Below are 26,272 nucleotides of genomic sequence, written 5' to 3' on the forward strand. Positions count from 1 at the left end.
ATCAAAGTTTCTCTTCTTATTTATAAACAAATCTCTTAAAAACATACATAATGCCCATTTTTTTAAGAAATATCCAAACATTCAGCACACAAACGGCTAAAATGTCCATGTGCTGAACATCTTACTCTTTAAATACCCACTCCAAACGTAAAGAGGGCAATAGCTATCGCTAACCCTACGAGCGGAACAACGACAGTCATAGCTGCCACGGAGCCATAGGCATCTTTATGTGTTTCACCACAAATAGAGTTAATTGTAGTTACAACATATCCATTATGGGGAAGTGAGTCCAACACGCCAGATGAAATGGCCACAACTCGATGAAGTGCTTCAGGATTAACACCTGCGTCCATATAATGTGGTGCTAAGAGCGGTAAAGCAATCGCTTGGCCACCGGATGCCGATCCGGTCATCCCTGCGATAACGCTTACTGCAATGGCGCCTCCAATTAACGGACTGCCCGGAATACTGGTCATCGCTTCAACAGCGACATTAAAAGCAGGAGCTGCCTTTGCTACTCCGCCAAATCCAACAACAGCTGCCGTATTTCCAATTGCAATTAAAGCACCAAGTGTTCCTTCAGATAGCGCTCCCCAGAAGTCTTTAAAGTAACGACGGTTTAATACATACGTAGCAATGATTCCACTTAATAGCGCAATGATAAGAGCTGATTGCATCAATGAATTATGGAATACAAATGAACAAATAAGAACGACAACTAAAGGAATTAAACTAAGCAATGGATGAGGTAACTCTCTTCCTTTCTCCATTTTTGGGTCCGTCTCTCTCTCAACAAAGTGCTCACCATTTTGCACTGCTTTTGTAATAATTTTCTTCAACCACCAATAGCCAAACACTGCCATTAATACCGCCACAATTAAACTTACTTCCCAACCTGCATAAGGCGATGTATTCAAATAATCAATTGGAATCCAGTTTTGAATTTCAGGTGAACCAGCTGAAGTCATTGTAAACGTAACAGAGCCAAAAGCAAGAGCAGCTGGAATAAAGCGTCGTGGTAGGTTAGCTTGCTTAAACAAACTTACCGCCATGGGATACACAGAAAAAGCTACGACAAACAAGCTGACTCCACCATAAGTTAATACAGCACAGGCTAAAACAATGGCTAATACAGCTCTTTTCATACCGAGCTTTTCAACAATCCATTTTGAAACGCTATCAGCAGCACCGCTATCTTCCATCACTTTTCCAAAGATTGCTCCAAGTAAGAACATTAAATACCAAGACGTCACAAAGCCCGTAAATCCTGACATATAGTTACCAACAAAGTTCACTTCACCTTCTTTAACAAGCTGCGGAAACAAAGGCATTCCACTTGTTAAAGCTACTACTAAAGCACTTAAAGGTCCTGCTATTAATAAGTTCATTCCTCTCATAGTAAGCACAATAAGCAAGACTAAACCACCGATTAACCCAATCATACTAAGCACGTTTTCTTCCCCCTTTATATTAGAAAGCGTTTACAATCAAGTGGAAAACAACCTCCTCCCTGCTGACTTCTACTATCTTATTAGACAAACCATTGAGACATACCAGGTTTTATGGAACAAAAAAGCGACGCCGTCTGGCATCGCTTTTCAGCTTTTTAATTTATTTTGAAACCGTTACTTGATAACGCTTTGTAGATTGTTCTTTTATTCTCAAATCATAAAACCATGTTGTGAAAAATGTTAAGAATAGAAAAGCAATTAAGCTATACACGAGCACAGAAACATCAAAATGATCCACCATCATCCCACCGAAAACAGGACCAATCATTCTGCCACCCGTAGCCGTACTATTTACAATGCCTTGATAGAATCCTTCTCTACCTTTTGGCGCTAATTCGTTTGCTACTGCTGGAACTGCAGGCCAAACAAACATTTCTCCAATCGTTAAGACAATCATCGCAATTAAAAAGTCTACAAATGTAGTTGCCTGCAAAACAATAATAAAAGATGCAATAAAGATTGCCGTACCAATCATAATTTGCACTTTTAACGTCTTCGCAAACTTTTGTACGACTGGTACAATAAACGGCTGTGCTGCAACGATTAAAATGCCATTAATTGTCCAAAGCATGCTGTACTGAGATAATGGGATATTAAGCTCTAATGTATGCGTAGCAATTGTTGTTTGCCACTGTACATACGCCATCCAGCACAGCAAATAGCCCACACATAAAGTTAATAAAGCAATCAGCTTATAGTGATTTTTAATCCCCTTAGCTTCTTGCAATACACTCGTTTGGGCTAAACCCGTAACTGAAATGTTCTTGTACGTGAAAAATGCAATCAATAAAAAAACCACGTACAGTAACGTGTTTGCTAAGAAGATATAGGTAAATGAATAAGAAGCTACAATTCCTCCAAGAGCTGCACCAATTGCTACCCCTGCATTTTGAGCTACGTAAATGGCATTAAAGGACTTACGTCCACCTTCTGGCCAAACCGTTCCAGCCATTGCGTACATAGATGGAAATACAATTCCCGAGCCAAAACCAACGATGACAAGTAACACAACGTATGTAGGCCAATCGTGAAAAAACACTAACCCAACCAATGCTATCAAGGTGATAACAATACCTGATAAAATGGATTTATACCCTCCTATTTTATCAAACAAGGTACCTCCAATAAGATTACCAATTACGCTAGCACCAGCATTTAACATTAAAACAAAGCCTGCTACGGATAATGATTTACCGAGATGATCATGTATATAAATTGTATTTAAAGGCCATAAAAACGAAGCGCCCGTAACGTTTACTAACATTCCAATGATTAAAAACCATAATGACTTTGGCATATCTATTTCTCCTTTCAACTGTTGAGAACTTTTAAAGCCAACGTACATTCTAGTCCTTTCTACTTTATTTCGCAATGAGTTAGCATATAGAAAGTTAATTAAAAATGTTTTCAATTAACTTTCTATTAAAAAAGAGCGCGAAAGCAAATGCTTTCGCGCTCTTTTTTACCTTATTTTGTTTTTGATTTATCGGGCTGTGCACGCTTGCTGTTACGAGCCTTTAACTCTTTTACTGGATCGAAATCTTTACCTACTTCAATATCGTTATTATTGATTCCATCTTTTGTCTTTTGCTCTGGATTATTCTGATTTGAACGAGTAGCCATCGCTATTTCCCCCTTAATGTTCAGTTAGGATCATTTGATTTTGCGTTTGCTGAATTTGAAGGCGCATGCGATAAAGCTGTTCACGCTGTTGATCATTTGCGCTATGAGCAAGCTCTTCAAGTTCTTTATATGCATTTTCAAGGCCAAGCTGTGCTTTTGTATATTCTGTATCATTATAATGTTCTTGTTTCATGCCTTCAGATAATTGACTTTGCGCATATCGAAGCGCATCTTCACATTGCTGAAGAAGCTTATCTACTGATTGACGTGTTGCCATGATTATCTCCCTCCACACTCTTTAGTTTCAGATGTATTTTGCTCATCTTTGGACAAATTTACGACATATCTCTAGAAAAAATCATTTGTAAAATATAGAATTTCACATTGCCTTTGGAACTTTTCTTTTTTTCTGATACAATTTGATGTTGTATTTAAGACACGTACTGTACATAGATAAAGGAGGGTATTGACTTGAGTCAAGAAAACCCATTTCCATATAAAGCGGAGGATAAACGTTATCACACATGGAACTACCATTTAAGACAACACTTTGGTCATAAAGTATTTAAAGTGGCGTTAGACGGCGGATTTGACTGTCCTAATCGAGACGGAACCGTTGCATACGGTGGATGTACCTTTTGTAGCGCTGCGGGATCTGGAGATTTTGCTGGAAATCGCACTGAAAGCTTGACTACACAATTTAACAAGATAAAAGAAAAGATGCACCATAAGTGGAAAGACGGAAAATATATTGCTTACTTCCAAGCATTCACAAATACACATGCACCAGTCGAAGAATTACGCCAAAAATATGAAGAAGTTTTAGCACTACCAGGCGTTGTCGGATTATCCATTGCTACCCGCCCAGATTGCTTACCAGATGACGTAGTTGAGTATTTAGCAGAACTCAACGAACGTACGTATTTATGGGTAGAGCTAGGGCTACAAACGATTCATGAGAGTACTTCTGCGTTAATTAATCGTGCACACGACCATGCATGTTACTTAGAGGGTGTTGCAAAGCTTCGAAAGCATGGGATTCGCGTTTGTGCTCATATTATTAATGGCCTTCCTCTTGAAACTCAAGGTATGATGATGGAAACTGCAAGGGAAGTAGCAGAAATGGATGTACAAGGCATTAAGATTCACTTACTTCATTTATTAAAAGGCACTCCAATGGTGAAGCAGTATGAGAAAGGCCTACTCGAATTTTTATCATTTGATGATTACATCAGCCTTGTGTGCAACCAGCTTGAAATTTTACCACCAGAGATGATTGTTCATCGCATTACAGGAGATGGCCCAATTGACTTGATGATTGGACCGATGTGGAGCGTGGATAAATGGAATGTATTAAACACAATTGACCAAGAGCTCAAACGTCGAGGTAGCTACCAAGGAAAATTCTTTGCAAAGGGTGTTTCAACATTATGAAAATTGAACGCATTCTTCCTTTTGCTCGCACGCTGTTAACAAGTGCTGTTAACGAAGGTGATACGGTCATTGATGCGACCGTTGGAAACGGTCACGACACGTCATTCTTAGCAAAATTAGTGGGCGCAAGTGGACATGTATACGGATTTGATATCCAAGATGAAGCAATTCAAAATACGTCTGAACGATTGGCTAAACAAGGGATTGAACAACAAGTTACTCTTATAAAAGATAGCCATAGTCGTTTAAAAAACCATATTCCAACTCATTTACATGGTAACCTAGCAGGTGCAATCTTCAATCTTGGATACTTACCGGGTGGAAATAAAAAAATTGTTACTCTCTCAACGTCCACCATTCAAGCGATTGAGCAGCTGATTGAACTATTAGCACCCGAGGGGATTATCGTACTTGTTATTTATCACGGACATGAACAAGGACAGATAGAACGTGATGATGTGCTTCATTATGTATCGAATCTTGACCAACAAATCGTTCATGTTTTACGCTACCAGTTTATAAACCAACAAAATAATCCGCCATTTATTGTGGCCATTGAAAAAAGATAAGCTTTTGCCATTTGGCAAAAGCTTATCTTTTTAACATTCGATATAATCGCCCGTTGACATAGAAGAAATAACTCAAAGACCCACCTGCTTTTATAAGTGTTTTAGCGCTTCGAGCTACTTCCTTTTGGCTCCGAACTTTTTGATCTGATAAATAAACACCAAGTAAACCTTGGTAAATAAAACGGTGAAAATGAGCATCTGGTAAATGTTGAGCATGCTCGCCAGACTTTGTGACAAAATGTAGAAATCGATTCATCATATCTTGATGATGAGGATAATAGAAGCAGAAGTTTAGATCTCCTCCTTCAACGTCTTCCTCTTGATCGATTAAATAATCTAACAAGATATGCAACCCTTGAATATAAGGAAAGTAACCATTGCGTACTTGCTCTGCATGTTGCACTGTAAAGTCTTTTGTAAAGCTATACGCAGCTAAACAAAAGATACCGAGCGTCGAACCCGAACATGCTGAAAATTCATACCATGACATCGATGGCAATGACTCCTTATGCTCTGAAAACCACTTCTCAAGCCTAGGTACACGTTCTTCTATCTTTACATGTTTATGTATCTGTAAGTCACAATAATAATTAGCCAATTCAATCAAGTACGGCGCTACAATAGCGTACTTAGGTGCTTTTTCCAGCGTCTGTTGACATGTCAGAACCAGCTCATTAAGATATCCACCGTCATCTTTATCATCTCTATAGCGGTAATAGTCTTTTAATGGTGCACCAGGTGTTAACGCGTCTGGCATAGATTCATGGAGCGCTGCAAAATCTTTTGGATCGAGCGAATTGCTGCGATCACACAAGTTGTCTAAATAGTCACTAATGGTCTGATACGCAACGATAAAGCGAATACAGGTTTTCATTTGTTCTTTTGCCAAAATGGCCAGTATACCTCCTCCTTCACAGTGAAAGGTTTTGGTATCAATGCTATCTAAAGCTTGCGTTCGCAGTTCCATATTTGGTATTTTTTCTGCTTTCAAACGCCACTGTTTCAGCTCTTCATGTACAGTTGGCATGATGCCTCGATAAATTTTCCCCATTAAAGAAAAGGGATGAGACGGTATCTTCACAGGTTCCCCACCTCCGTTGTTTCAAGCTTCGTCAAATATGAAGGTTCACAAAGCTATTTGCATATGTGAAAACATAGTCTCGTTCAGGCTCATTAAAAATTTCATGGTAAAGCTGAGGCCACTCTTTATAGATTTTTTCGCTTAAATCTACTTCGTCAAACCATTGCTTTACAATTAATTTTTCAATAATTTTATCTTCTCCCGCTTGCATAACAAGAAGTGGAACATCAGGCATCTTTTCAATATCACGAAATGCCATATTGATCGCTTCTACAAGCTCGCGATACCACCTAACGGAAACTTTTGTCACATACAATGAATCATTTTGGTCTTCGTCTCTTACTTCTGGATTTCTCGTTGCTTTCTCTACAGTTAAGCCTAAGTCAAACAGTTTCGTTGGCATTACTTTATTTAACCCTTTAGATAAAACGTCTAAATAAGCCGGAACTTGTTCTTTAAGTCCTAGACATGGCGATGATAAAATCGCTCCCCATATTGGTAAGTTCTTCAACTGGAGCGTTCGAATAACGGCAAGCCCACCCATGCTATGACCTAATAAAAAAATAGGCAAATCATAAGTTTGTGCTTCTTTTACCCAGTTTTCAATTTCATGTACATATTCGTCAAATGATAAGATATGTCCTCTTCTTCTTGTTGTTAGACCTTGTCCAGGAAGATCCCCCATCACAACGTTCATGCCGACTGAACGCCACATTTCAACTAGCCAGCGGTACCGTCCTTGATGCTCAGCTGCGCCGTGAACAATGACTACCACACCTTTTGGATTTTCTGTTTCCCACTTACGCATTTGAGTTACTCCCTTTCATTTGCTATTTACCTGTTAAAAAAAACTATGTACACTTACATTAGAAGATTATTACTCTTTTTTCAACTAATAAAGGAGATGAACGCATGATTTATCCTTATAAAGGAAAAATACCAGCTATTTCACCCACATGCTATATCGCTGATTACGTAACGATTACAGGTGATGTCACGATTGGCGATGAAAGTAGCATTTGGTTTAATACCGTTATTCGCGGAGATGTTTCACCGACTATTATTGGAAAGCGTGTCAATATTCAAGAACAATCTACACTTCATCAAAGCCCTAATTTGCCGCTTATCATTGAAGATGATGTAACAATCGGCCATCAAGTTATTTTACATAGCGCACTTATTCGCAAAAATGCGCTGGTTGGAATGGGCTCAATTATTTTAGATGGAGCAGAAATTGGAGAAGGTGCATTTATCGGAGCCGGTAGCTTGGTCCCACCCGGTAAAAAAATCCCACCTCATACACTTGCACTAGGTCGCCCTGCTAAAGTTGTCCGTGAATTAACAGATGAAGATGTAAAAGATATGAACCGAATTCGCATGCAGTATGTTGAAAAAGGACAATATTATAAATCAATTAACCCGATTAACAGCTAATGCAACAAGCAGTGGTCAATGCCACTGCTTGTTTTTTGTGTAGCGGCCTTACTTAGTATGCACTAAATAAATCCACACATTCTTTACACAATATTAGCACTAGCTCTACAAATATTTCTTACAATATAACATAGCGACTATACATTCGTTGAGAAACAAAAACATATAATTTTTTAACGTTTCATCGTCACCGATTACTTTAGCTATGAACATAATGGGCTTAAAGGAGGTTGCTATATGCGAACAAAACTAATTCGTCAAGTTTATGATTGGGAGTGCCACTTATTTCAAGTTGTGAATAAACATTTCGACTTCAAGCCTCTCAACACTTTTTTTCGTACGATTACACATATCGGTGGTGCAACTTCAATGATTGGCCTAGCGCTACTCCTCATGCTATGTATTAATCGTGCATCTTTACCGCTTGCTTACGCATGCGCTTTATCTCTAGCAATCAGCCATATCCCTGTGGCGATTACCAAAAAAATTTATCCAAGAAAACGTCCTTACCTTCAATTAAAAGAAACAAAAGTATTGGATAATCCTTTACAAGATCATTCATTTCCATCTGGACATACAACAGCCATTTTTTCGTTTCTAGCACCTATCATGATTGCGGTACCTGTTTCAATTTTATTTTTATTTCCACTTGCTTTTTTAGTAGGAGTTTCGCGGATTTATTTAGGGCTCCATTACCCTACTGACGTATTTGCAGGCATGTTGTTAGGTATATTCTCTGGAATTATCGGTCTACAGTTGTTCTACTAAATCAAAATGGAGGTGGTAGGATGAGGATTGCATTGATATCAGATACGTTTTCTCCTGAGATCAACGGAGTCGCAAAAACATTAGAGCGCTTTACTTATTATTTATCTCGTCAACGAATTGACTATGAGGTTTTTGCACCTGAATCATCGTCCCGCACATTTAGTCCATTATCCATTAATCATTCATTAAGTATACCATTCTTTCTTTATCCACAATGTCGGTTTGCCTTACCGAATGTTATAAAGATGAAGAAAAAAATAAAGGAGTTCAATCCTACAATCATGCACGTTGCTACTCCTTTTTCAATGGGACTTAGTGGCATTCATGTGGCTAAAAAGCTTAGTATTCCTTTAGTTGGTTCTCATCATACTGACTTTGAACACTATCTTCCAAGCTACAAGTTAGGACACTTATCTCCTCTTCTGTGGAGATATATGAAATGGTTTTACGAACCGTTTGAAGAGATTTTTGTTCCCTCTCTTGAAACAAAAAAGCAGCTCTTAAATCAAGGCTTTAAATCTATATCTATCTGGTCTAGAGGAGTCGATCATCATTTATTTCATCCCTACTACGATAAATTTGATATCCGCATAAAATACAATATAAAAAAGCCTTATATCTTAACATATGTTGGACGTTTATCTCCTGAAAAAAACGTAGCATTTTTATTAAAGCTATCTCGCTTACTTCCTGACCATTTACGTCACCAAGTACAGTGGCTTATTGTTGGAGGTGGGCCTAGCAAGGAAGCGCTGCAGCAAGAAGCGAGTGAATCCATTACATTCATCGACTTCTTAGAACATGAGCATTTAGCTAAACTATATGCAGCTTCCGACCTATTCATATTTCCTTCTGAAACGGAGACCTTTGGTAACGTTGTATTAGAAGCATTGTCCTGCGGTACGCCTGTTATTGCTGCTAATGCAGGGGGAGTAAAACATATTGTTAGCAATGAGAAGAATGGCTACCTCTGCACCCCGAATTCACTTGAAGAATTTATTGAATCCATTTGTACTTTGTTAGAGTCCTCCCAGCTTCGACTAAGGTTTGGAGACGCTGCTCGTCGCTATGCTCTTACGCAATCTTGGGATTCTATTTTTGACCAATTACTGCTTCGCTATGAAGCAGTCACTACTAAATCAAACAATGGGTTAGAATTTGTTCAATAAAAAAAGTCGCTGTCTCTTTTGAGACAGCGACTTTTCATTATTTAGCTAAAGCTTCAGTTTTTAAAGCTTCTGCTTTATCAGTGAACTCCCAAGGAAGCTCAACATCAGTACGACCAAAGTGACCGTATGCTGCTGTTTGCTTATAAATTGGGCGTCTTAAATCAAGCATTTTAATGATACCAGCTGGACGAAGATCAAAGTTGTTACGTACTACTTCAACTAATACTTCTTCAGTTACTTTACCTGTTCCAAATGTATCAATAGAGATTGAAACTGGCTGAGCTACACCAATGGCATATGCAAGCTGAACTTCACAACGATCAGCTAATCCTGCAGCTACAATATTTTTCGCAACGTAGCGTGCTGCATATGCTGCTGAGCGGTCAACTTTTGTTGCATCTTTACCAGAGAATGCGCCACCACCGTGACGAGCATATCCACCGTAAGTATCAACGATAATTTTACGACCTGTTAAGCCTGCATCACCTTGAGGACCACCAATTACAAAACGTCCTGTTGGGTTAATGAAGTACTTCGTGTTCTCATCGATTAATTCTTGTGGAACAACTGGATTGATTACATATTCTTTTAAGTTACGTTGAATTTGCTCTAACGTTACTTCTGGATGATGCTGAGTTGAGATAACGATTGTATCAACACGAACTGGTTGATTGTTTTCATCATATTCAACCGTTACTTGCGTTTTACCATCTGGACGAAGGTAAGGTAAAATTTCTTCTTTACGCACTTCTGTTAAGCGACGCGCTAACTTATGAGCTAAAGAAATTGGTAACGGCATTAATTCTTTTGTTTCATTACAAGCGTACCCAAACATTAAACCTTGGTCACCAGCTCCGATTGCTTCAATTTCTTCATCAGACATTGAACCTTCACGAGCTTCTAACGCTTGGTCTACACCAGCAGCGATATCTGGAGATTGCTCACCGATTGCTGTGATTACTCCACAAGTATCCGCATCAAAACCATATTTTGCACGCGTATAACCAATTTCTTTGATTGTATCACGTACTGTTTTTTGAATATCTACATAAGTAGATGTTGTGATTTCACCACTTACTAATACTAAACCAGTTGTTACGCTTGTTTCACAAGCAACACGAGCATTTGGATCTTCAGCTAAAATAGCATCAAGAATTGAGTCAGAAATTTGGTCACAAATTTTATCTGGATGTCCCTCTGTAACAGATTCTGACGTAAACAGACGACGTTGTGTTGACATCGGTTTTCCTCCTTTAAATATGATACATTGTGATACGGTACTCATTCCCTTATTGTGGTTCATTTACATTTTTTCAATATAAAAAACCTTTCCTTGTATCGAGGAAAGGTATCAAGTTCTGCATAAGCCTTTCACTCTTATCGATCAAGGTTTATTCCCTTGCATCAGGTTAGCACCTTATCACCTCTATGGAAATGGGTGATGGTTGCTGGGTTTCATAGGGCCTGTCCCTCCACCAGCTCGGGATAAGAGAGTATCCGTTCAAGGACATATCATACAGGAAAATGCTCTGTTATGTCAATAACATTCCTATGAAAATCACTTAAAGGTTGTATTTTCCTTCCCTATTATTTACAGAAACCTTTCACTAGTAAGATCATCTCACAAAAACGTTTTATGCTCTCTAAAACAAAAAATTTTCGCAACATTTTAACATTTTTATTCGAATAGTATAGACTATTTAAAGTAATGTGTTATACTAATTGTACATTTAAACATCATTTTAAAAAAAGGAAGGTAGTGCACATGAGTACTGTTAATATGTCTATTGAATTAGCCAATCTCCTGGAATCTGAAAAAGTGAATCACCAACTATCTGTTTCTCAATTAGTCGAAAAGATTTTAGAGCGACAAGAAGGCGTATTGACTTCTACAGGTGCTATTCAAGTTGAAACAGGAAAATATACGGGGCGTTCCCCACACGATAAATTCATTGTAAGCGATTCCTTAACATCTCATACTGTTGAATGGGGAGATGTGAATCAACCGTTTTCATCTGAACGATTTGACGCGCTTTATAAAAAAGTATTAGAACATTTAAAAGAACAAAATGAGCTATTTGTGTTTAACGGCTATGCGGGCGCCGATGATAAATATCAGCTTCCAATCCAAGTCGTAAATGAATACGCATGGCATAATTTGTTTGCTCACCAACTATTTATTCGTCCAGAAGACACGAAGCTAAAAAGTGATGCTGAATCATTCTCAATTGTATCTGCTCCTACTTTTAAAGCTGTTCCAGACATTGATGGGACAAATTCAGAGACATTTATTATTATTTCATTTGAACGAAGAGTTGTTTTAATCGGTGGAACGGAATATGCAGGTGAAATGAAAAAATCTATTTTCTCAGTAATGAATTTCCTACTTCCTCAAAATAACATACTTCCTATGCACTGCTCAGCTAATGTTGGCAAAGAAGGTGATGTTGCACTATTCTTTGGACTATCTGGCACCGGAAAAACAACATTATCAGCTGACGCTACCAGAAGACTAATTGGTGACGATGAGCACGGTTGGTCTAGTACAGGCGTATTTAACATTGAAGGCGGTTGTTATGCAAAATGCATTCAACTATCAAAAGAAAAAGAGCCTCAAATTTTTAATGCCATTCGATTTGGAACAGTTTTAGAAAATGTTGTGATTAACTCGAATACTAGAATTGCAGACTATAATGATAATAGCTTAACAGAAAACACTCGTGCTGCTTATCCAATTCAAGCAATTGATAACACAATCTTACCGAGCGTTGCAGGACATCCTACGGCAATTGTTTTCTTAACAGCAGACGCATTTGGAGTTTTACCTCCAATTAGCAAACTAACAAAAGAACAAGCAATGTATCATTTCTTAAGTGGGTATACAAGTAAACTTGCGGGAACAGAGCGCGGAATTACTGCGCCACAGGCGACGTTCTCTACTTGTTTTGGTGAACCATTCTTACCTCTTCCACCTACAGCCTATGCTAAAATGCTAGGTAAAAAAATTGATGAGCATAACGTAAATGTTTATCTTGTGAATACGGGATGGACTGGTGGAGAGTATGGTGTTGGAGAGCGAATGAAGCTAGTTTACACACGCGCAATGGTTCAAGCAGCGTTAGAAGGAGAACTCATTAGCGTAGATACGGTTCAAGATCCTATCTTTGGACTTGAGATTCCTGCACATGTTCCTGGTGTCCCTGATGAAGTACTTCAACCAGTAAAAGCATGGAAGAATGCAAATTTATATGAAGAAAAAGCTCATCAATTAGCACAAAAGTTCACAAAGAACTTTGAGCGCTTTGCAAATGTAGCTCCAGAAATTTCACAAATGGGCGGACCGATTATTTCAAAATAATGAAAAGCCGGAATTTAATTCCGGCTTTTTTTAGTTTGTGGAGTGTAGCTTTATTAACTCGTATGTGACAACGGTTTTATTTTGCTCTAACTCAAGCTTTTTAATAATACCTGTCCCAACGCGTTCACCATTCTTCGTTTTATGAATACTAAGCGGAACCTCAAGTGGGTATAAGCGGTAGCCTTTTTTTTCAATTTGAAATACATTATCTACTACTCGCTTCTCATTTCCTTTTGTAACAATCATCGTATTTAATTCTAGTGGCATTCCCATCCTTCTTACCTCCCTTTCTTTTCCTCTATTGTACAATGCTTTTTCTATGCTGGCATATCTTTTATTTTGTTTTCATCCATTCAGTTAAATTTTTCACTGTCTCTCGGTTTTGCTTCGGAGGAAACGCATGAGGAAATCCATCAAAGTACCAGCTTTCCACGGGCTTCCCATGTTCACTCAGCATTTTCTCTAATTGATATGCATGCTCAATTGACACGTTTGCATCTTCTTTTCCATGTATTAACAATGTCGGTATACTTAGCTTATATGCCTGAGCTAGCGGTGAACGCCATTCATACCTGTCTGGATATTTCGAAGGTGTTCCACCAATGACCCTTTTCATCATACGCCTTAAATCTGTTCGCTCTTCATAGGTAAGAATCATATCCGTTACCCCTCCCCATAAAACAAGCGAACGTGCTGAACTTTTTTCAATGGCAGTAAACAAAGCCATTACGCCTCCTCGTGAAAAACCAAATACATGGATTCGGTCTTGATGAACTCGAGGGTAATTGACAAGTAAGTCATAAGCTGCAAAAGCATCGTAACGATCATCTCCCCCAAAATCTTCGTTTCCTTCTCCACCTTGATTCCCTCGATAAAATGGAGCCATTACAATGAATCCTTGAGATGCGAATTGAATTAGCCTCCCTGGTCTCACAGTACCTACATTTTTTATGCCACCTCTTAAATATAAAAATCCATCATATGTACCTTCTTCTTTTGGTTCCGCTAACATCCCCTTAATTTTTAAACCTTGACACATATACGTCACAATTGACAACGAAATGCGTGGATTGGGAGATGGAAAAGGATATTGACTAATAATAGTTCCGTCCTTCATAAAAAACCCTCCTTATCATTCAATCGTTTTTAACCAGGCGTTCACACTATTTTATCCATTATCATATATTATTGTAGAAAAAGTCACGCTATCAATCCTACTCCACATATTGGCCTATTACTATGTTTCATCATAATTGATTTACAATCTTATTTTAACGTTAGGAGGAAATACCATGCGAAAAATAAAATGGCTGCTGTCCATCATCACTATTTGTATTTTAACCTTCACTTTAATGAGCTGTGGTAAACAAAGCTCAATTGAAACTGTTCGCGTAGGAGAAGTAACAAGATCCATCTTTTATGCTCCCCAATATGTAGCTATATCAAAAGGTTTTTTTGAGAAAGAAGGATTAAACGTAGAATTAAAAACTACTTGGGGCGGAGACAAAACGATGACTTCCCTTTTATCCGATGGCATAGATGTTGCATTAGTTGGTTCAGAAACTTCAATCTATGTCGCTGCACAAGGTTCTGATGATCCCATTATTAACTTTGCGCAACTAACGCAAACGGATGGCACATTTCTAGTAGCACGTGAAAAAGTTGATAACTTCTCATGGGACCAGTTAAAAGGAAAAACATTCTTAGGACAGCGTAAGGGTGGCATGCCACAAATGGTTGGAGAGTACGTCTTAAAAGAACATAATATTGACCCTAAAAACGATCTAACACTTATTCAAAATATTGATTTTGCTAACGTTTCAAGTGCCTTTGCATCTGGAACTGGCGACTATGTCCAACTATTTGAGCCAACGGCCAGTATTTTTGAAAAAGAAGGAAAAGGTTACATTGTTGCTTCTTTTGGTGAAGAGTCAGGAAAGGTTCCATATACAACATTCATGTCAAAAGACAGCTTTTTAAAAGAAAATCCAGAAACTGCTGAGAAATTTACAAGAGCTATCTATAATGCACAGCAGTGGGTTGATACGCACAGTGCAAAAGAAGTTGCTGAAGCAATCGCTCCTTATTTTGACGACACATCAATCGATACAATTGAAACCGTTGTTGAGAGATATAAAACCCAAGATTCATTTGCTACTAACCCAGTGTTAGATAAAGAAGAGTGGGAAAACCTTCAACGCATTATGGATGAAGCTGGTGAACTACCTAAGCGTATTGATCACAAAACATTAGTCAACACAAAAATTGCAACTGACGTCATGGAGCAGTAACCATGTCAGGCTTACAAATCACAAACGTCCACCACGTATATGTCACAATGAAATCAGCCACCACAGCTTTAGAAAATATCAACCTTTCAATTAAAGAAGGAGAATTTATTTCTTTTCTAGGACCTAGCGGATGTGGAAAGACGACGCTTCTTTCGATTTTGGCTGGGTTAATTAAACCAACTTCAGGTGAAGTAAACATTAAGAATAAACTTGTTCAAGAGCCTACAGCAGAAGTTGGTTATATGCTTCAACAAGACTACTTATTTCCCTGGAAGACGATAAAAGACAACATCCTTCTTGGACTAACAATCCAGCGTAACCTTACAAAGGAACATGAGCAGCGAGCATTAATGCTCTTAGAAGGAATGGGATTGAAAAGCGTTTCAGATTTTTTTCCACATCAATTATCTGGAGGTATGCGTCAACGTGTGGCGCTCGTTAGAACACTCGCTACGAATCCTAGTATTTTACTTTTAGATGAACCCTTTTCAGCTCTAGACTTTCAAACGAAATTAAAGTTAGAAGAGCTTGTATCAAAAACCTTAATGACTTATGAAAAAACGGCGGTACTCGTTACGCATGATATTGGAGAAGCAATTGCCATGAGCAATCGAATCGTTTTATTTTCAGCCAACCCAGGAAGAATTGCTCGAATTTTCACCGTACCACCTATCCTTCAGACTCTGTCTCCTTTTGAAGCTAGACAACACTCTGTGTACAACGACCTGTTCATGGAGATTTGGAAGGAGTTGGATCACCTTGAATCAGCCTCACAATCCTGATGTTTTACATCAGCAATACAAATCCGCAGTAAATAGCGAAAAGCGAATCATTCGTTTGGTTCAATTATTTATCTTCTTATCTTTTTTTGGGATATGGCAACTGGCATCTTCGTTCAAGTGGATTGACCCTCTTATTTTCAGCTCTCCACTCCGAGTGTGGAATTTGTTTATTGAAAAAACAGGGGATGGTTCATTATTAGAACACATTGGCTTTACGTTGTTTGAAACAGTACTTGGATTTATTATTGGAACGCTGTGTGGTATCATTTTAGCAACTTTGCTATGGTATTCAAATCGTTTAGCAAAGGTTTTGGATCCCTATTTAGTTATCTTAAATGCTATGCCAAAGGTAGCTCTAGGCCCAATTTTGATTGTAGCCATTGGACCTGGTTTCTTTTCCATTTTAACAATGGGCGCAATCATTTCTGTCATCATCACTGCTATTGTTGTCTATACAGCTTTTAAAGAAGTCGATCCAAACTATGTGAAATTACTGCAAAGCTTTGGTGCTACTAAGCATGATTGTTTTAAACAAGCAATTTTGCCTTCTACAATGCCAGCGATTATTTCAACCTTTAAGGTGAATGTTGGCTTATCATGGGTTGGCGTAATTGTTGGAGAATTTTTGGTTTCGTCTAAAGGGCTTGGATATATGATTATCTATGGCTTCCAAGTATTTAACTTTACCCTTGTTATTTTAAGCTTGTTGCTCATTGCTGTATTTGCAACTGGGATGTACCAAGCAATTTCCTATCTAGAAAAACGACTAACGCGTCATTAATATTAATACTAAAAAGCCCTGCTATGATGGGGACTGACCCCATAAAGTGAGACAAATAAAAAACACCTTTAAGTTGAAAACTGGGTATGTAGTACCTAACAATCACTTGGAGGTGTTTTTTCTATGGGAACAAGAGTCAGTTATCCAGTCGAAATAAAGTTAAAAGCGATTGAAATGAGGTTAGCCGGTGTACCTGTAAAAGAAGTATTATCACAACTAAACATTCGGAACCCTACCCAATTAAAAACATGGATGAAGTGGTATCAAAATGGGGATGTACACCGGTTGGAACAGCCAGTAGGCAAGCAATATGCCTATGGAAAAGGTCCTGATTTTGAAAACGAGACAGCTAAGTTAAAGACTGAGAACCGACAATTAAAGCAACAAATCGAGATTTTAAAAAAGTACAAGGAATTGGAAAGGAAGTGGTACCAGAAATCGCAGTGAACCTAGTGGAAGAGTTAAAAGAACAAATCCCTATTTATCAAATCTGTTTCCATCTTGGTATTCCTCGGTCCACTTACTACCGTTGGAAGCAGCATAGTCAACAGGATACACGAAAGAAATGGATGGAACAGCAAGTGGGTGAACAATGTCGTGCACACAAGTTTCGATATGGCTATCGGAAGATCACAGCTGTACTCAAGCGAACCATGAAGATTAACCACAAGTTTGTGCAGCGTACCATGCAGAAATACGGTTGGCAATGTCGCGTTAAACGGAAGAAACGGCAGCGAACAGGGCAACCTTATCAGGTTGCAGAGAATGTATTAAATCGTGACTTTCGAGCTGAACGCCCTCTTCAAAAGCTCGTGACTGATATTACGTACTTGCCTTTTGGGCCGAAACCATTGTATCTTTCAAGTATTCAAGATTTATTTAACGGAGAGATTATTGCGTATTCCATAGGTGATTGTCAAAATGTCGCGTTTGTTTTAGACACGCTTAACCAACTCCCTTCTCTACCGGAAGGGTGCACGTTGCATAGTGATCAAGGCTCTGTGTACACATCGTATGCTTATCAACAAACAATTAAAGAGAAAGGCATTATCATGAGTATGTCCCGAAAAGGGACGCCTGCAGATAATGCCTCAATTGAATCGTTTCATTCCTCACTAAAGTCTGAAACGTTCTACCTTGACGAGTTGACATACACTACGACTACCATCATAGAGCAAACCGTCAAAAGCTATATTACGTATTATAACCATGCCCGTATTCAAACAAAATTAAACAACCAGTCTCCTGTACAATACAGAAAACGGGTTGTTTAAAAGGTGTTTTGATTCCTGTCTCAAAAACAGGGGTCAGTCCCGATGATAACAGGGCTTCTTTGTTTCTTACAAAAATGTGCGCTTTACATGCTTCATCACGTACTGTAAAACATTATCTTTCATAATAAAACTGTATTTCGCATTTTTTTGAATTCCTTGTTCTGGAATTTCTCGAATAACAACCGGTCCTTTTGTTTCCATATAGTCATCTTTTGGGACTAACTTTGAGATATTCGCAAAATAAATGTTTTTTATAATTGTTTTTCCTTTACTAACTACTTTATATTGACCAATATACGAGAGATTTTCTACTTCTCCACCTGTTTCTTCAAATACTTCTCGAACTGCCGCTTCCTCCGGTGTTTCCTCTAGCTCCAATTTACCTCCCGGAAACTCCAACCCCCGCTTAGAATGATTAGTTAGCAACCATTGTCCTTCGTATCGACAAACAACCCAAACGTGACGAGGAGTTTTTGAAAACGGACTGCGCTCAAACGATAAAAAAACCTGATTGTGGTATGCGTCCTTAAATGTGTACATCGTCTACTCAAACTCCATTTGATTTTTTCCTTATTTTATCACACATTTAAGTACTATCTCTTAGCTTTTCGAATAGAAATAACGGATTTTCTACCAATATTCTCGATAAAAGCCCTTAATAATCATTAATAGTAGCACTACTTTTACATTTTTATTATTTTTATGAAGGTAGAATTCCCATTGTGCGAATATGAGCCTTTGCATTCTCATCTCCTAGCTCATACAACATTTGATATAGCTGAGTATTCATATCATCATAAGCATCATTTTGACGATCATGATGATATTCTAGATAAGGAATATGAGCTCGAAAGAAACCTTGCCAATCATCTGAATAACGTTGATCTAAACGCTCTCGCAGTTGCTCTACTTCCAAATCGGTCGCACTTATTTTAAAATTCCATTCCGATGCCGTACTCACTTGAGAAATCTCACCCGAACCGAGGGATACATAATACGTTTTTTTCATTGAAAGATATTCAGCTCCTTTATACTGACTTACCTTTCTTATTTGTATAATGGTTTCCTTTTATACTGATCATTTAATTTGATTTTTTAATTTCTCAATTGCCTGCTTAATAACGGCGGGCACAGGAAGACCTACTCGACCAGCGTTCTCCGTAATAGAAATCATCTCATTTAAAATATAGAATAATATCGTTATATCTCTGATAAAATGATTGTCCGGCCAAAATACTTGGTCCATGAAGTTAGCCATCATAACAAGAGCAAAAATAAAAACCTTTTTGGCAATGCCCCGAAAGCCTACCTTACTAGATAAACTCTTATCAATAAACGCTGCAACTGTTCCAGTGACATAATCAACTGCTACCAGTGCTACTAAAGCCATCAATAAATAATTCCATTCCCCTACTAAGAAAAAGATAAATGAACCTAAACTAGATAAAGATAACAAGGATAGTTTGTACATATTCATTTTTCATCCTCTCAACTATTTACATAGTGGTACATACTATCATATGCAAAATAGTGAGAAGTGTTCTTCATACATGCTATCGTTTGTACACTTTTATGGAATAAAAAAACTTGCGAGAAGCTCGCAAGTTTTTATTTTCCTAAGAAAGAGTTTAACATCCACATATGCTTTTCTAGACTTTGATGAATAGCAAGAAGCATGTCACCTGTTGTCTCATCATCCACTTCGCCAGCTACGTCCATACCTTGTTTTAACTCTGTTGTTAGCGTTGTGAAGTCTTTTACTAATTCAGATACCATGTCTTTTGCTGTTTCATTTCCATGTGCTTCTTCAATTGAACTCATTTCTAAAATTTCTTTCATTGTAGCAACTGGGCTACCACCTAGAGCTAATAAACGTTCTGCTAAGTCATCAATTACTGTTGCCGTTTCTGTATAAAGCTCTTCGAATTTTTCATGCAACGTAAAGAACTGTTCGCCTTTTACATACCAATGATAATTATGTAACTTGATATACATCACGCTAAAATTTGCTACTTGCTTATTTACGATTGTTGTTAACTCTTTAGACATAATACCCACTCCTTAATGATTTCTACTTCAATTATCTCTAGTATAGTAGTACCCCTTTTTCCTTGATTAAAACATTTTTTTAGAAGTTTTTCGTACTCTTCCGCTATTGACGATGAACCATTTTTTTATTATCATTTTCACAAAAAAAAACGAAATGATTACGATTTAAAGAGGTGGATACATTTGATTTACGATTGGATACGTGTCTTCTTAGCAACTGGCTTTGTTCAAACATTACCTGAAAAGCAGTGGCTGACACCCTTGATTCATGAGCATAAGTTACATTGCAGTGAGTGTGGCTATCCTATTGTTTCTCACTCACTACAATGGGGACCTAATCTATATGTTACAGGGGCCTTAGCTGAACTAGAAGTGGGACCGATCGCTAGAAATATTTCTGGTGCTAGACAAGCTGCGCAGCTCATTGTGAATAGTTTATAAAAATGGTCTAACACTAAACTTTTTAAAATACGTAGGTCGGCATTATGGTTAAACTAAAAAAACTCTAGCTGTCAAAGCTAGAGTTTTTTTAGTTTAACCGAATACCTTTGCTAAATCTTCTTTATCTTGATTCAACCAGAATTGCATTAAGCGCTTTGCTCCTTCTAAATCATGAAGCTTTGCTTGACCGCACTGCTTTTCGTTTGCAGCTGGAATTTCTGTGATTGTAATTGCATCTTTTAGTGTGTCTTCTAAAAGATCAATAATTTCTTCTACTTTTGGTTCTCCGCTGACAACAAGATAATATCCTGTCTGACAGCCCATAGGAGAAATATCAATAATATCAAAATGATCATATTTCTCTACGTGAGTACGGATGTTAAAAGCTAATAAATGCTCTAATGTATGAATAACATCAGGCTTCATCGCTTGCTTGTTGGGCTGGCAAAAACGAATATCAAATTTATTAACAACGCCGTCACTACCTACCTTGTGTACACCACAATGTCTTACATAAGGGGCTTTTACAGCGTTATGATCTAATTCAAAACTTTCTACTGATGGCATGCTATCACTCCTTTTTTATTCTTACTTTTTATCATACACTTAATTCCGATTTTTTTCATCAATTTAATATACTATATACCTGGTATTTGCATCCTGTGCTTTTTTTTCGATATATTTATAGAAAAGAATCTGTTTAGAAAGATGTGATATCAGTGCTTGCTAAAATCATGCTGAGTATTATAAAAGTATATCAAAAAGTTATTTCGCCACTCACACCTCCTACGTGTCGCTTCTATCCAACATGTTCTCATTATGGGGTTGAAGCGATTAAGCGATTTGGAGCTTTTAAAGGCGGGTGGTTAACGATAAAGCGAATTTCCAAGTGTCATCCTTTTCACCCAGGAGGTATGGATCCCGTGCCTGAAAAAGAATCTGTAAAAAAAGATTAGCTATTTTGCTTTTCTTTAACATACTCGTATCCATCTACAATAACGTCTAACTTTCCTGTGCCTGGATCAATAACAAGACCATGTACAGGAATATGCTTTGCAAATAAAGGATGGTTACGAATTGTAGACGTCGTATGTTGCACCGTTTCTTCAACCGAATCGAATCCTTTTAACCAGCTTTTTAAATCAATTCCTGACTTTTCAATTGTATCGATTACTTCTTCTGAAATCCCTTGCTCTTTTACAGCTTCTAAAAATGAAATCGGCTCTAATTTTCCTGCACCACAATCATGGTGGCCAATTACATATACTTCATCTGCTTGAAGTGCATATACAGCTACTAAAATGCTTCTCATGACACTTCCAAAAGGATGAGATACAAGTGCCCCTGCATTTTTCACAATTTTCACATCACCGTTACGTAAGTTCATTGATTGAGGAAGTAATTCCACTAATCTTGTGTCCATACAAGATAAAATAACCATCTTTTTATCCGGCAGCTTGCTTGTCTCATATTTGCGATATTCATTATTTTCCACAAACTTCTCATTGTAAGTTAAAATCTCATTTAATAGACTCATGTTTCCTACTTCCTTTCCTATGTAAAAATTTTTTTAATCGTTCCCCTTGTATTATACTAAAAATTCTTATATGATGTAACAGCATAAATCGTAACTATTCTTATTTAAAGAAAGGAAGAACAAAATGAAACAAGTACCTGTTACAGTATTAAGTGGTTACCTAGGTTCAGGTAAAACAACTTTATTGAATTATATTTTAAAAAATAGAGACGGGCTTAAAGTAGCCGTCATCGTCAATGATATGAGCGAAGTAAATATTGACGCCGACTTAGTAAAACAAGGTGGCTTTTCTCGTACTGAAGAAACATTAGTTGAAATGCAAAACGGATGCATTTGCTGTACGCTACGAGACGATTTAATGAAAGAAGTTGAACGTCTCGTTGATAAAGGAAATATCGATTACATCGTCATCGAATCTTCAGGAATTAGTGAACCCATTCCAGTTGCCCAAACGTTTACGTATATCGATGAAGAGCTTGGCATTGATTTAACAAAAAAATGTTCTCTGGATACGATGGTCACAGTAGTAGATGGAAATCGTTTTTGGGAGGATTTCTCATCCGGTGAAAGCTTGTTAGATCGTAAAGAAGGTAACGATGAACATGATACGCGTGAAGTTGTTGACTTACTCATTGACCAAATTGAGTTTGCAAATGTCATTCTGCTGAACAAAGTCGACTTACTGACAGAAGAAGACGCAAAAGAGCTGGAGTTAGTCTTAAAGAAGCTGAACCCTGAAGCTAAGATTATCCAAACAATTAAAAGTGTGATTGACCTAAAAGAAATTCTAAATACTGGTCTATTCGACTTTGAAAAAGCGAGTCAAGGAGCAGGTTGGATCAAGGAGCTAAATACAGATCACCACACTCCAGAAACAGAAGAATTCGGCATTTCTTCTTTTGTTTATAGACGAAAGCGTCCATTTCATCCAGAACGGTTAATGACATGGCTTGAAAATTGGCCAGTTGATATTGTCCGAGCAAAAGGCTTTTTCTGGTTAGCTTCACGGAATGATATGGCAGGACTGCTTTCACAAGCTGGAACATCGATTATGATCCAAGGTGCAGGCGAATGGGTAGCTGCATATTCAGAAGCTGAAAAGCAACAGACATTAAGAGAAGAGCCCGAGCTTCTCGAAAAATGGGACGATACATTTGGTGACCGCATGAACGAGCTAGTTTTTATTGGATTGGAAATGAATGAAGAAGAAGTCATTTCTACGCTTGATCACTGCTTGCTTACTGATGCAGAAATGCAGCAAGATTGGTCGACTTTCTGTGATTCTCTACCTAAATTCACGGTCCAGTCATAAATTTATAGTTTTCAAATCGTAACTATTACGATATAATAACATAGGTCATTGTTCGTAACTAGTAATCGAAAGGAGAATTATATATATGAAAGTTAAAGCTACATTTATGGCATTAGCATTAGGTACAGCAGCATTTTTAGCTGGATGCGGTGCTGACAATTCAGATGAACAAGCAAGCAGTAAAGACGATAAATTAACGGTTTATACAACTATTTTTCCACTGCAAGATTTCACTAAGAAAATTGGTGGAGATGAAGTAAATGTTGAGAGTGTACTTCCTCCTGGAGTAGATGCTCACTCTTACGAACCAACAACAAAGGATATGGTAGAAATCGCTAAAGGTGATGCTTTCATTTATTCCGGCATTGGATTAGAAGGCTTTGCTGATAAAGCGCAAGATACCTTAAAAAATGAAGATGTGGCTATGGTAGAAGCAGCTAAAGGTATTGAGTTAGCTGAAAGTACGCATTCTGATGAAGATGAACATGCTCATGAAGATGAACACGCTCATGAAGACGAACACGCTCATGAAGATGAACACGCTCATGATCACGGAGATACGGACCCACACATCTGGTTAGACCCAGTCTTATCAATTCAATTAGCTGAAAACATTAAGAATGAATTAATAGAACTAAAACCAGAAGCAAAAGAAGAGTTTGAAAAAAATTATGAAGACTTAAAGGCTCAGCTAGAGGAACTTGATCAAAAGCTAGAAACAACTATTTCTGAAGGAAAGCACAAAGAAATTTTAGTTTCCCACGCTGCATATGGATACTGGGAAAAACGTTATGGCTTAACTCAAATTAGTGTGGCCGGCTTATCTCCAACAAATGAGCCGTCACAAAAGCAGCTACAGTCTATTATTAAAGAAGCAAATGAGCATAACATTAAATACTTTATTTTCGATCAAAACTTAGAGCCTAAAGTATCTAAGCTTGTTCAAAAAGAAGTAGGTGCAGAAGCGCTTACCCTTCATAACCTGGAGTCTGCAACAAAAGATGATGTAGCAAACAAGGAAGATTACTTCTCAATTATGGATAAAAACATTGAAACACTTCAAAAAGCGTTAAACTAAATACAAACAAAAAATAACTAGCCCATTGGCTAGTTATTTTTGTTTCATATTGTATTTTTGCATGAAGCGCTCTGCACGTCCGCCTTTATCAGCAAACTTCTGTCTACCAGTATAAAATGGGTGTGTATCAGAACTTACCTCCACTTTAATTAATGGATATGTTTGACCATCTTCCCATTCCGTTGTCTCTGAAGAGTGCATTGTAGAACCTGATAGAAATTTAAATCCGCTATTTGTATCCATAAACACTACTTTTCGGTAGTCTGGATGAATATTTGGTTTCATCTTATAATCCTCTCCTTTAATAAGATATACATCTATTATATCGTAATGATTCTTATTTTCAAGTATTCTGTTTCAAAAATTTATTGATGAATAAATCGTGGTAAAAAGTGGACAATAAGGCTTATCAATACTTGATTGGAAAGGTTGTATTTCAATGGAACATTTAGTAACTGCTCGTTCGATGTTTGGTATGACCATGGGAGTTCACATTATTTTTGCTACGTTAGGCGTAGGAATTCCTTTAATGATTTTATTAGCAGAACTTCTCTATCAGCGCACAAAAGACAAAGATTATGAGCTAATGGCAAAGCGTTGGACAAAAGGCGCAGCAATTTTACTAGGCGTTGCTATCCCAACAGGAACTATTGCTGGAGTACAGCTAGCCTTACTATGGCCAGGTTTCATGGAAGTTGTTGGGAAAGTTATGTCATTACCTTTTCAAATTGAAATCTATGCGTTTTTTATTGAAGCACTCTTTTTGTCTATCTACGTGTATGCAGCTGATCGAATTTCGCGAACAATGCGAATTGTAAGCCTTATACTTGTAGCTATTGGAGCTGTAGCTTCAGCTGTGTTGATTACAAACGTCCATGCTTTTGAAGGAACTCCGGCCGGCTTTCGAATTGTAAATGGCGAAATTACAGATGTCGATCCGTGGGGAGCTTTCTTTAACCCAAGCTTTATCACAACAGCTGGACACGTTGCTGTATCTGCTTATGCGACGGGTGCCTTCGTTATTGCATCCATCGCTGCATTTAAGATGCTTCGCTCTCGTAAAGAGCCTAGACTTTATCGTTTTCACCAAAAAGCACTAATGATGGGGCTAATCGTTGGAGGGATATTTTCATTTTTAACAGCTCTAAATGGGCATGAATCTGCGCAGCTTCTTTATGAATATCAGCCAGAAAAGCTTGCAGGAGCAGAAGGTTTATTTGAAACGACCGACTATGCACCGCTCACTATTGGGGGATTTACAGATCGTGAAACTCAAACCGTCAAATGGGGAATTGAAATTCCATGGGCACTAAGCTTTCTAGCAGATGATCGCTTTGATACGGTTGTTGCAGGACTCAATGATTTTCCAGAAGAATACTGGCCCCCTCTTTTCATCCATACTCTTTTTAACGGTATGGTAGGGATTGGATCACTGCTTATTCTACTATCTATCCTAGGAATTGTTTGGTATAAATTTATGAAAAAGCGTGGTTTTCCAAAGTGGTTAATGTGGGCATTTGTTATTTCTGGTCCTTTGGCCATCCTATCAGTAGAATTCGGCTGGGTTTTCGCATGTACAGGTCGACAACCTTGGGTAATTTACCGAATTATGAAGACCTCTGAATCCGTTACAACCTCTGCTAATTTAGAATTTTTATTTGCTCTATTTTTAATTGTATACGCTATACTCGTTGTTGCTGTTTCACTTGTTCTTATTTATTACTTCAAGCGTAATCCATTGGAGAAAGAGCTTGCAGATATGAACTAAAAGGATGTGGAA

Annotated in this window: 31 protein-coding genes and 1 riboswitch; of the genes, 15 read left to right on the forward strand and 16 right to left on the reverse strand. The window is 37.8% G+C overall.

Annotated features, from left to right (window positions below; genetic code table 11):
• Positions 1-128 precede the first annotated feature (128 nt).
• The 4 genes from LZP85_RS16990 to LZP85_RS17005 form a co-directional block, all read right to left on the reverse strand.
• A complete protein-coding gene (locus LZP85_RS16990) occupies positions 129-1,451 on the reverse strand; it encodes a GntP family permease (RefSeq protein ID WP_025909509.1) in 1,323 nt (440 codons plus the stop codon).
• Between the two features lie 160 nt (positions 1,452-1,611).
• Positions 1,612-2,808: an MDR family MFS transporter gene (locus LZP85_RS16995; RefSeq protein ID WP_234561816.1), complete on the reverse strand. Its 1,197-nt coding sequence runs from the start codon at positions 2,806-2,808 to the stop codon at positions 1,612-1,614.
• A gap of 170 nt (positions 2,809-2,978) precedes the next feature.
• Positions 2,979-3,134, reverse strand: a complete 156-nt coding sequence (locus LZP85_RS17000; protein WP_025909512.1) for a hypothetical protein — start codon at positions 3,132-3,134, stop codon at positions 2,979-2,981.
• A 13-nt stretch (positions 3,135-3,147) separates the two neighbouring features.
• Entirely contained in the window at positions 3,148-3,411 is a 264-nt protein-coding gene (locus LZP85_RS17005; RefSeq protein ID WP_025909513.1) for a YtzC family protein, read from the reverse strand.
• Between the two features lie 194 nt (positions 3,412-3,605).
• On the opposite strand from LZP85_RS17005, the gene LZP85_RS17010 reads away from it, so the two are divergent.
• Both LZP85_RS17010 and LZP85_RS17015 read left to right on the forward strand, forming a co-directional pair.
• On the forward strand, positions 3,606-4,568 hold the full coding sequence (locus tag LZP85_RS17010) for a tRNA modification radical SAM protein MnmL/YtqA (protein ID WP_206782182.1): 963 nt from the start codon (positions 3,606-3,608) through the stop codon (positions 4,566-4,568).
• Positions 4,565-5,137, forward strand: coding sequence for a tRNA 5-(aminomethyl)-2-thiouridylate-methyltransferase MnmM (locus LZP85_RS17015; protein ID WP_234561818.1), 573 nt, complete (start codon positions 4,565-4,567; stop codon positions 5,135-5,137). Before LZP85_RS17010 ends, LZP85_RS17015 begins: the two co-directional genes overlap by 4 nt.
• A gap of 22 nt (positions 5,138-5,159) precedes the next feature.
• Here the strand turns inward: LZP85_RS17015 and LZP85_RS17020 are convergent, their stop codons facing one another.
• Positions 5,160-6,218: a tetraprenyl-beta-curcumene synthase family protein gene (locus LZP85_RS17020; protein WP_119543279.1), complete on the reverse strand. Its 1,059-nt coding sequence runs from the start codon at positions 6,216-6,218 to the stop codon at positions 5,160-5,162.
• A gap of 31 nt (positions 6,219-6,249) precedes the next feature.
• The gene (locus LZP85_RS17025; RefSeq protein ID WP_025909517.1) at positions 6,250-7,026 is read right to left on the reverse strand and encodes an alpha/beta fold hydrolase; all 777 of its coding nucleotides are present in this window, start codon (positions 7,024-7,026) and stop codon (positions 6,250-6,252) included.
• 104 nt (positions 7,027-7,130) lie between these two features.
• Between LZP85_RS17025 and LZP85_RS17030 the strand changes: the two genes are divergently transcribed.
• The 3 genes from LZP85_RS17030 to LZP85_RS17040 all read left to right on the forward strand — a co-directional run bounded on the left by LZP85_RS17030 (position 7,131) and on the right by LZP85_RS17040 (position 9,589).
• Complete coding sequence (locus LZP85_RS17030; RefSeq protein WP_206782183.1) at positions 7,131-7,652, forward strand: gamma carbonic anhydrase; 522 nt, start codon at positions 7,131-7,133, stop codon at positions 7,650-7,652.
• A gap of 237 nt (positions 7,653-7,889) precedes the next feature.
• A complete protein-coding gene (locus LZP85_RS17035; RefSeq protein ID WP_234561820.1) occupies positions 7,890-8,420 on the forward strand; it encodes a phosphatase PAP2 family protein in 531 nt (176 codons plus the stop codon).
• Positions 8,421-8,440: 20 nt separating this feature from the next.
• Positions 8,441-9,589 (forward strand): glycosyltransferase family 4 protein, encoded by a 1,149-nt coding sequence (locus LZP85_RS17040; protein ID WP_206782185.1) that lies wholly within the window; start codon positions 8,441-8,443, stop codon positions 9,587-9,589.
• A gap of 37 nt (positions 9,590-9,626) precedes the next feature.
• Here the strand turns inward: LZP85_RS17040 and metK are convergent, their stop codons facing one another.
• The gene (gene metK / locus LZP85_RS17045) at positions 9,627-10,829 is read right to left on the reverse strand and encodes a methionine adenosyltransferase (protein ID WP_025909521.1); all 1,203 of its coding nucleotides are present in this window, start codon (positions 10,827-10,829) and stop codon (positions 9,627-9,629) included.
• 134 nt (positions 10,830-10,963) lie between these two features.
• A riboswitch (SAM riboswitch) is annotated at positions 10,964-11,081 on the reverse strand.
• 273 nt (positions 11,082-11,354) lie between these two features.
• Between metK and pckA the strand changes: the two genes are divergently transcribed.
• Positions 11,355-12,947 (forward strand): phosphoenolpyruvate carboxykinase (ATP), encoded by a 1,593-nt coding sequence (gene pckA, locus LZP85_RS17050; RefSeq protein WP_025909522.1) that lies wholly within the window; start codon positions 11,355-11,357, stop codon positions 12,945-12,947.
• 30 nt (positions 12,948-12,977) lie between these two features.
• On the opposite strand, the gene LZP85_RS17055 is transcribed toward pckA, so the two are convergent.
• Positions 12,978-13,220 (reverse strand): DUF2584 domain-containing protein, encoded by a 243-nt coding sequence (locus tag LZP85_RS17055; protein ID WP_025911924.1) that lies wholly within the window; start codon positions 13,218-13,220, stop codon positions 12,978-12,980.
• A gap of 61 nt (positions 13,221-13,281) precedes the next feature.
• The gene (locus LZP85_RS17060; RefSeq protein WP_119543281.1) at positions 13,282-14,064 is read right to left on the reverse strand and encodes an alpha/beta hydrolase family protein; all 783 of its coding nucleotides are present in this window, start codon (positions 14,062-14,064) and stop codon (positions 13,282-13,284) included.
• Between the two features lie 175 nt (positions 14,065-14,239).
• Between LZP85_RS17060 and LZP85_RS17065 the strand changes: the two genes are divergently transcribed.
• From LZP85_RS17065 to LZP85_RS17080, 4 genes are all read left to right on the forward strand, one after another.
• Complete coding sequence (locus LZP85_RS17065; RefSeq protein ID WP_119543282.1) at positions 14,240-15,238, forward strand: ABC transporter substrate-binding protein; 999 nt, start codon at positions 14,240-14,242, stop codon at positions 15,236-15,238.
• A 2-nt stretch (positions 15,239-15,240) separates the two neighbouring features.
• Complete coding sequence (locus tag LZP85_RS17070) at positions 15,241-16,020, forward strand: ABC transporter ATP-binding protein (protein ID WP_025911921.1); 780 nt, start codon at positions 15,241-15,243, stop codon at positions 16,018-16,020.
• Positions 15,998-16,801: an ABC transporter permease gene (locus LZP85_RS17075; protein WP_234561822.1), complete on the forward strand. Its 804-nt coding sequence runs from the start codon at positions 15,998-16,000 to the stop codon at positions 16,799-16,801. The genes LZP85_RS17070 and LZP85_RS17075 overlap by 23 nt, the downstream gene beginning before the upstream one ends.
• Before the next feature lie 123 nt (positions 16,802-16,924).
• A protein-coding gene (locus LZP85_RS17080) for an IS3 family transposase (RefSeq protein ID WP_206833833.1) occupies positions 16,925-18,075 on the forward strand; the annotation gives its coding sequence in 2 pieces (ribosomal slippage) (positions 16,925-17,198 and positions 17,198-18,075; 1,152 coding nt in all).
• 66 nt (positions 18,076-18,141) lie between these two features.
• Here LZP85_RS17080 and ytkD read toward each other — a convergent pair.
• From ytkD to LZP85_RS17100, 4 genes are all read right to left on the reverse strand, one after another.
• Positions 18,142-18,615 (reverse strand): RNA deprotection pyrophosphohydrolase, encoded by a 474-nt coding sequence (gene ytkD, locus LZP85_RS17085; protein WP_119543283.1) that lies wholly within the window; start codon positions 18,613-18,615, stop codon positions 18,142-18,144.
• A gap of 160 nt (positions 18,616-18,775) precedes the next feature.
• Complete coding sequence (locus tag LZP85_RS17090) at positions 18,776-19,084, reverse strand: hydrolase (protein WP_119543284.1); 309 nt, start codon at positions 19,082-19,084, stop codon at positions 18,776-18,778.
• Between the two features lie 69 nt (positions 19,085-19,153).
• On the reverse strand, positions 19,154-19,552 hold the full coding sequence (locus LZP85_RS17095; RefSeq protein WP_119543285.1) for a phage holin family protein: 399 nt from the start codon (positions 19,550-19,552) through the stop codon (positions 19,154-19,156).
• A gap of 131 nt (positions 19,553-19,683) precedes the next feature.
• Positions 19,684-20,124 carry a Dps family protein gene (locus LZP85_RS17100; protein WP_076513437.1) on the reverse strand — a complete coding sequence of 147 codons (441 nt, stop codon included), beginning with the start codon at positions 20,122-20,124 and terminating at the stop codon, positions 19,684-19,686.
• A gap of 183 nt (positions 20,125-20,307) precedes the next feature.
• Here LZP85_RS17100 and LZP85_RS17105 point away from each other — a divergent pair, with 183 nt between their 5' ends.
• Positions 20,308-20,565 (forward strand): hypothetical protein, encoded by a 258-nt coding sequence (locus tag LZP85_RS17105; RefSeq protein ID WP_224840359.1) that lies wholly within the window; start codon positions 20,308-20,310, stop codon positions 20,563-20,565.
• A gap of 93 nt (positions 20,566-20,658) precedes the next feature.
• Here the strand turns inward: LZP85_RS17105 and LZP85_RS17110 are convergent, their stop codons facing one another.
• Positions 20,659-21,132, reverse strand: coding sequence for an S-ribosylhomocysteine lyase (locus LZP85_RS17110; RefSeq protein WP_025911910.1), 474 nt, complete (start codon positions 21,130-21,132; stop codon positions 20,659-20,661).
• A gap of 167 nt (positions 21,133-21,299) precedes the next feature.
• Between LZP85_RS17110 and yidD the strand changes: the two genes are divergently transcribed.
• Positions 21,300-21,521: a membrane protein insertion efficiency factor YidD gene (yidD, locus tag LZP85_RS17115; protein ID WP_206782201.1), complete on the forward strand. Its 222-nt coding sequence runs from the start codon at positions 21,300-21,302 to the stop codon at positions 21,519-21,521.
• Here yidD and LZP85_RS17120 read toward each other — a convergent pair.
• The gene (locus LZP85_RS17120; protein WP_025911908.1) at positions 21,518-22,102 is read right to left on the reverse strand and encodes a beta-class carbonic anhydrase; all 585 of its coding nucleotides are present in this window, start codon (positions 22,100-22,102) and stop codon (positions 21,518-21,520) included. The genes yidD and LZP85_RS17120 overlap by 4 nt on opposite strands.
• 124 nt (positions 22,103-22,226) lie before the next feature.
• On the opposite strand from LZP85_RS17120, the gene LZP85_RS17125 reads away from it, so the two are divergent.
• Both LZP85_RS17125 and LZP85_RS17130 read left to right on the forward strand, forming a co-directional pair.
• Positions 22,227-23,414: a GTP-binding protein gene (locus LZP85_RS17125; protein ID WP_206782186.1), complete on the forward strand. Its 1,188-nt coding sequence runs from the start codon at positions 22,227-22,229 to the stop codon at positions 23,412-23,414.
• A gap of 85 nt (positions 23,415-23,499) precedes the next feature.
• Positions 23,500-24,492 carry a metal ABC transporter substrate-binding protein gene (locus tag LZP85_RS17130; protein WP_206782187.1) on the forward strand — a complete coding sequence of 331 codons (993 nt, stop codon included), beginning with the start codon at positions 23,500-23,502 and terminating at the stop codon, positions 24,490-24,492.
• Between the two features lie 33 nt (positions 24,493-24,525).
• On the opposite strand, the gene LZP85_RS17135 is transcribed toward LZP85_RS17130, so the two are convergent.
• A complete protein-coding gene (locus LZP85_RS17135; RefSeq protein ID WP_025911905.1) occupies positions 24,526-24,777 on the reverse strand; it encodes a type B 50S ribosomal protein L31 in 252 nt (83 codons plus the stop codon).
• Between the two features lie 154 nt (positions 24,778-24,931).
• On the opposite strand from LZP85_RS17135, the gene LZP85_RS17140 reads away from it, so the two are divergent.
• Complete coding sequence (locus tag LZP85_RS17140) at positions 24,932-26,260, forward strand: cytochrome ubiquinol oxidase subunit I (RefSeq protein ID WP_119543288.1); 1,329 nt, start codon at positions 24,932-24,934, stop codon at positions 26,258-26,260.
• Positions 26,261-26,272 lie beyond the last annotated feature (12 nt).

Origin of the sequence: Priestia flexa, from assembly GCF_021441905.1 — a bacterium.
Lineage (GTDB): Bacteria > Bacillota > Bacilli > Bacillales > Bacillaceae_H > Priestia > Priestia flexa.

What these genes read in the sequence shown, in the direction of transcription:
- LZP85_RS17000 (WP_025909512.1), bottom strand. Translation starts at nt 3,134, where the DNA reads ATGGCTACTCGTTCAAATCAGAATAATCCAGAGCAAAAGACAAAAGAT.
- LZP85_RS17100 (WP_076513437.1), bottom strand. Translation starts at nt 20,124, where the DNA reads ATGTCTAAAGAGTTAACAACAATCGTAAATAAGCAAGTAGCAAATTTT.
- ytkD (WP_119543283.1), bottom strand. Translation starts at nt 18,615, where the DNA reads ATGTACACATTTAAGGACGCATACCACAATCAGGTTTTTTTATCGTTT.
- LZP85_RS17090 (WP_119543284.1), bottom strand. Translation starts at nt 19,084, where the DNA reads ATGAAAAAAACGTATTATGTATCCCTCGGTTCGGGTGAGATTTCTCAA.
- LZP85_RS17070 (WP_025911921.1), top strand. Translation starts at nt 15,241, where the DNA reads ATGTCAGGCTTACAAATCACAAACGTCCACCACGTATATGTCACAATG.
- LZP85_RS17060 (WP_119543281.1), bottom strand. Translation starts at nt 14,064, where the DNA reads ATGAAGGACGGAACTATTATTAGTCAATATCCTTTTCCATCTCCCAAT.
- LZP85_RS17140 (WP_119543288.1), top strand. Translation starts at nt 24,932, where the DNA reads ATGGAACATTTAGTAACTGCTCGTTCGATGTTTGGTATGACCATGGGA.
- LZP85_RS17030 (WP_206782183.1), top strand. Translation starts at nt 7,131, where the DNA reads ATGATTTATCCTTATAAAGGAAAAATACCAGCTATTTCACCCACATGC.
- LZP85_RS17040 (WP_206782185.1), top strand. Translation starts at nt 8,441, where the DNA reads ATGAGGATTGCATTGATATCAGATACGTTTTCTCCTGAGATCAACGGA.
- LZP85_RS17065 (WP_119543282.1), top strand. Translation starts at nt 14,240, where the DNA reads ATGCGAAAAATAAAATGGCTGCTGTCCATCATCACTATTTGTATTTTA.
- LZP85_RS17095 (WP_119543285.1), bottom strand. Translation starts at nt 19,552, where the DNA reads ATGAATATGTACAAACTATCCTTGTTATCTTTATCTAGTTTAGGTTCA.
- LZP85_RS17025 (WP_025909517.1), bottom strand. Translation starts at nt 7,026, where the DNA reads ATGCGTAAGTGGGAAACAGAAAATCCAAAAGGTGTGGTAGTCATTGTT.
- LZP85_RS17055 (WP_025911924.1), bottom strand. Translation starts at nt 13,220, where the DNA reads ATGGGAATGCCACTAGAATTAAATACGATGATTGTTACAAAAGGAAAT.
- LZP85_RS17120 (WP_025911908.1), bottom strand. Translation starts at nt 22,102, where the DNA reads ATGAGTCTATTAAATGAGATTTTAACTTACAATGAGAAGTTTGTGGAA.
- LZP85_RS17125 (WP_206782186.1), top strand. Translation starts at nt 22,227, where the DNA reads ATGAAACAAGTACCTGTTACAGTATTAAGTGGTTACCTAGGTTCAGGT.
- LZP85_RS17130 (WP_206782187.1), top strand. Translation starts at nt 23,500, where the DNA reads ATGAAAGTTAAAGCTACATTTATGGCATTAGCATTAGGTACAGCAGCA.
- LZP85_RS16995 (WP_234561816.1), bottom strand. Translation starts at nt 2,808, where the DNA reads ATGCCAAAGTCATTATGGTTTTTAATCATTGGAATGTTAGTAAACGTT.
- LZP85_RS17110 (WP_025911910.1), bottom strand. Translation starts at nt 21,132, where the DNA reads ATGCCATCAGTAGAAAGTTTTGAATTAGATCATAACGCTGTAAAAGCC.
- metK (WP_025909521.1), bottom strand. Translation starts at nt 10,829, where the DNA reads ATGTCAACACAACGTCGTCTGTTTACGTCAGAATCTGTTACAGAGGGA.
- yidD (WP_206782201.1), top strand. Translation starts at nt 21,300, where the DNA reads ATGCTGAGTATTATAAAAGTATATCAAAAAGTTATTTCGCCACTCACA.
- LZP85_RS17015 (WP_234561818.1), top strand. Translation starts at nt 4,565, where the DNA reads ATGAAAATTGAACGCATTCTTCCTTTTGCTCGCACGCTGTTAACAAGT.
- LZP85_RS17135 (WP_025911905.1), bottom strand. Translation starts at nt 24,777, where the DNA reads ATGAAACCAAATATTCATCCAGACTACCGAAAAGTAGTGTTTATGGAT.
- pckA (WP_025909522.1), top strand. Translation starts at nt 11,355, where the DNA reads ATGAGTACTGTTAATATGTCTATTGAATTAGCCAATCTCCTGGAATCT.
- LZP85_RS17035 (WP_234561820.1), top strand. Translation starts at nt 7,890, where the DNA reads ATGCGAACAAAACTAATTCGTCAAGTTTATGATTGGGAGTGCCACTTA.
- LZP85_RS17005 (WP_025909513.1), bottom strand. Translation starts at nt 3,411, where the DNA reads ATGGCAACACGTCAATCAGTAGATAAGCTTCTTCAGCAATGTGAAGAT.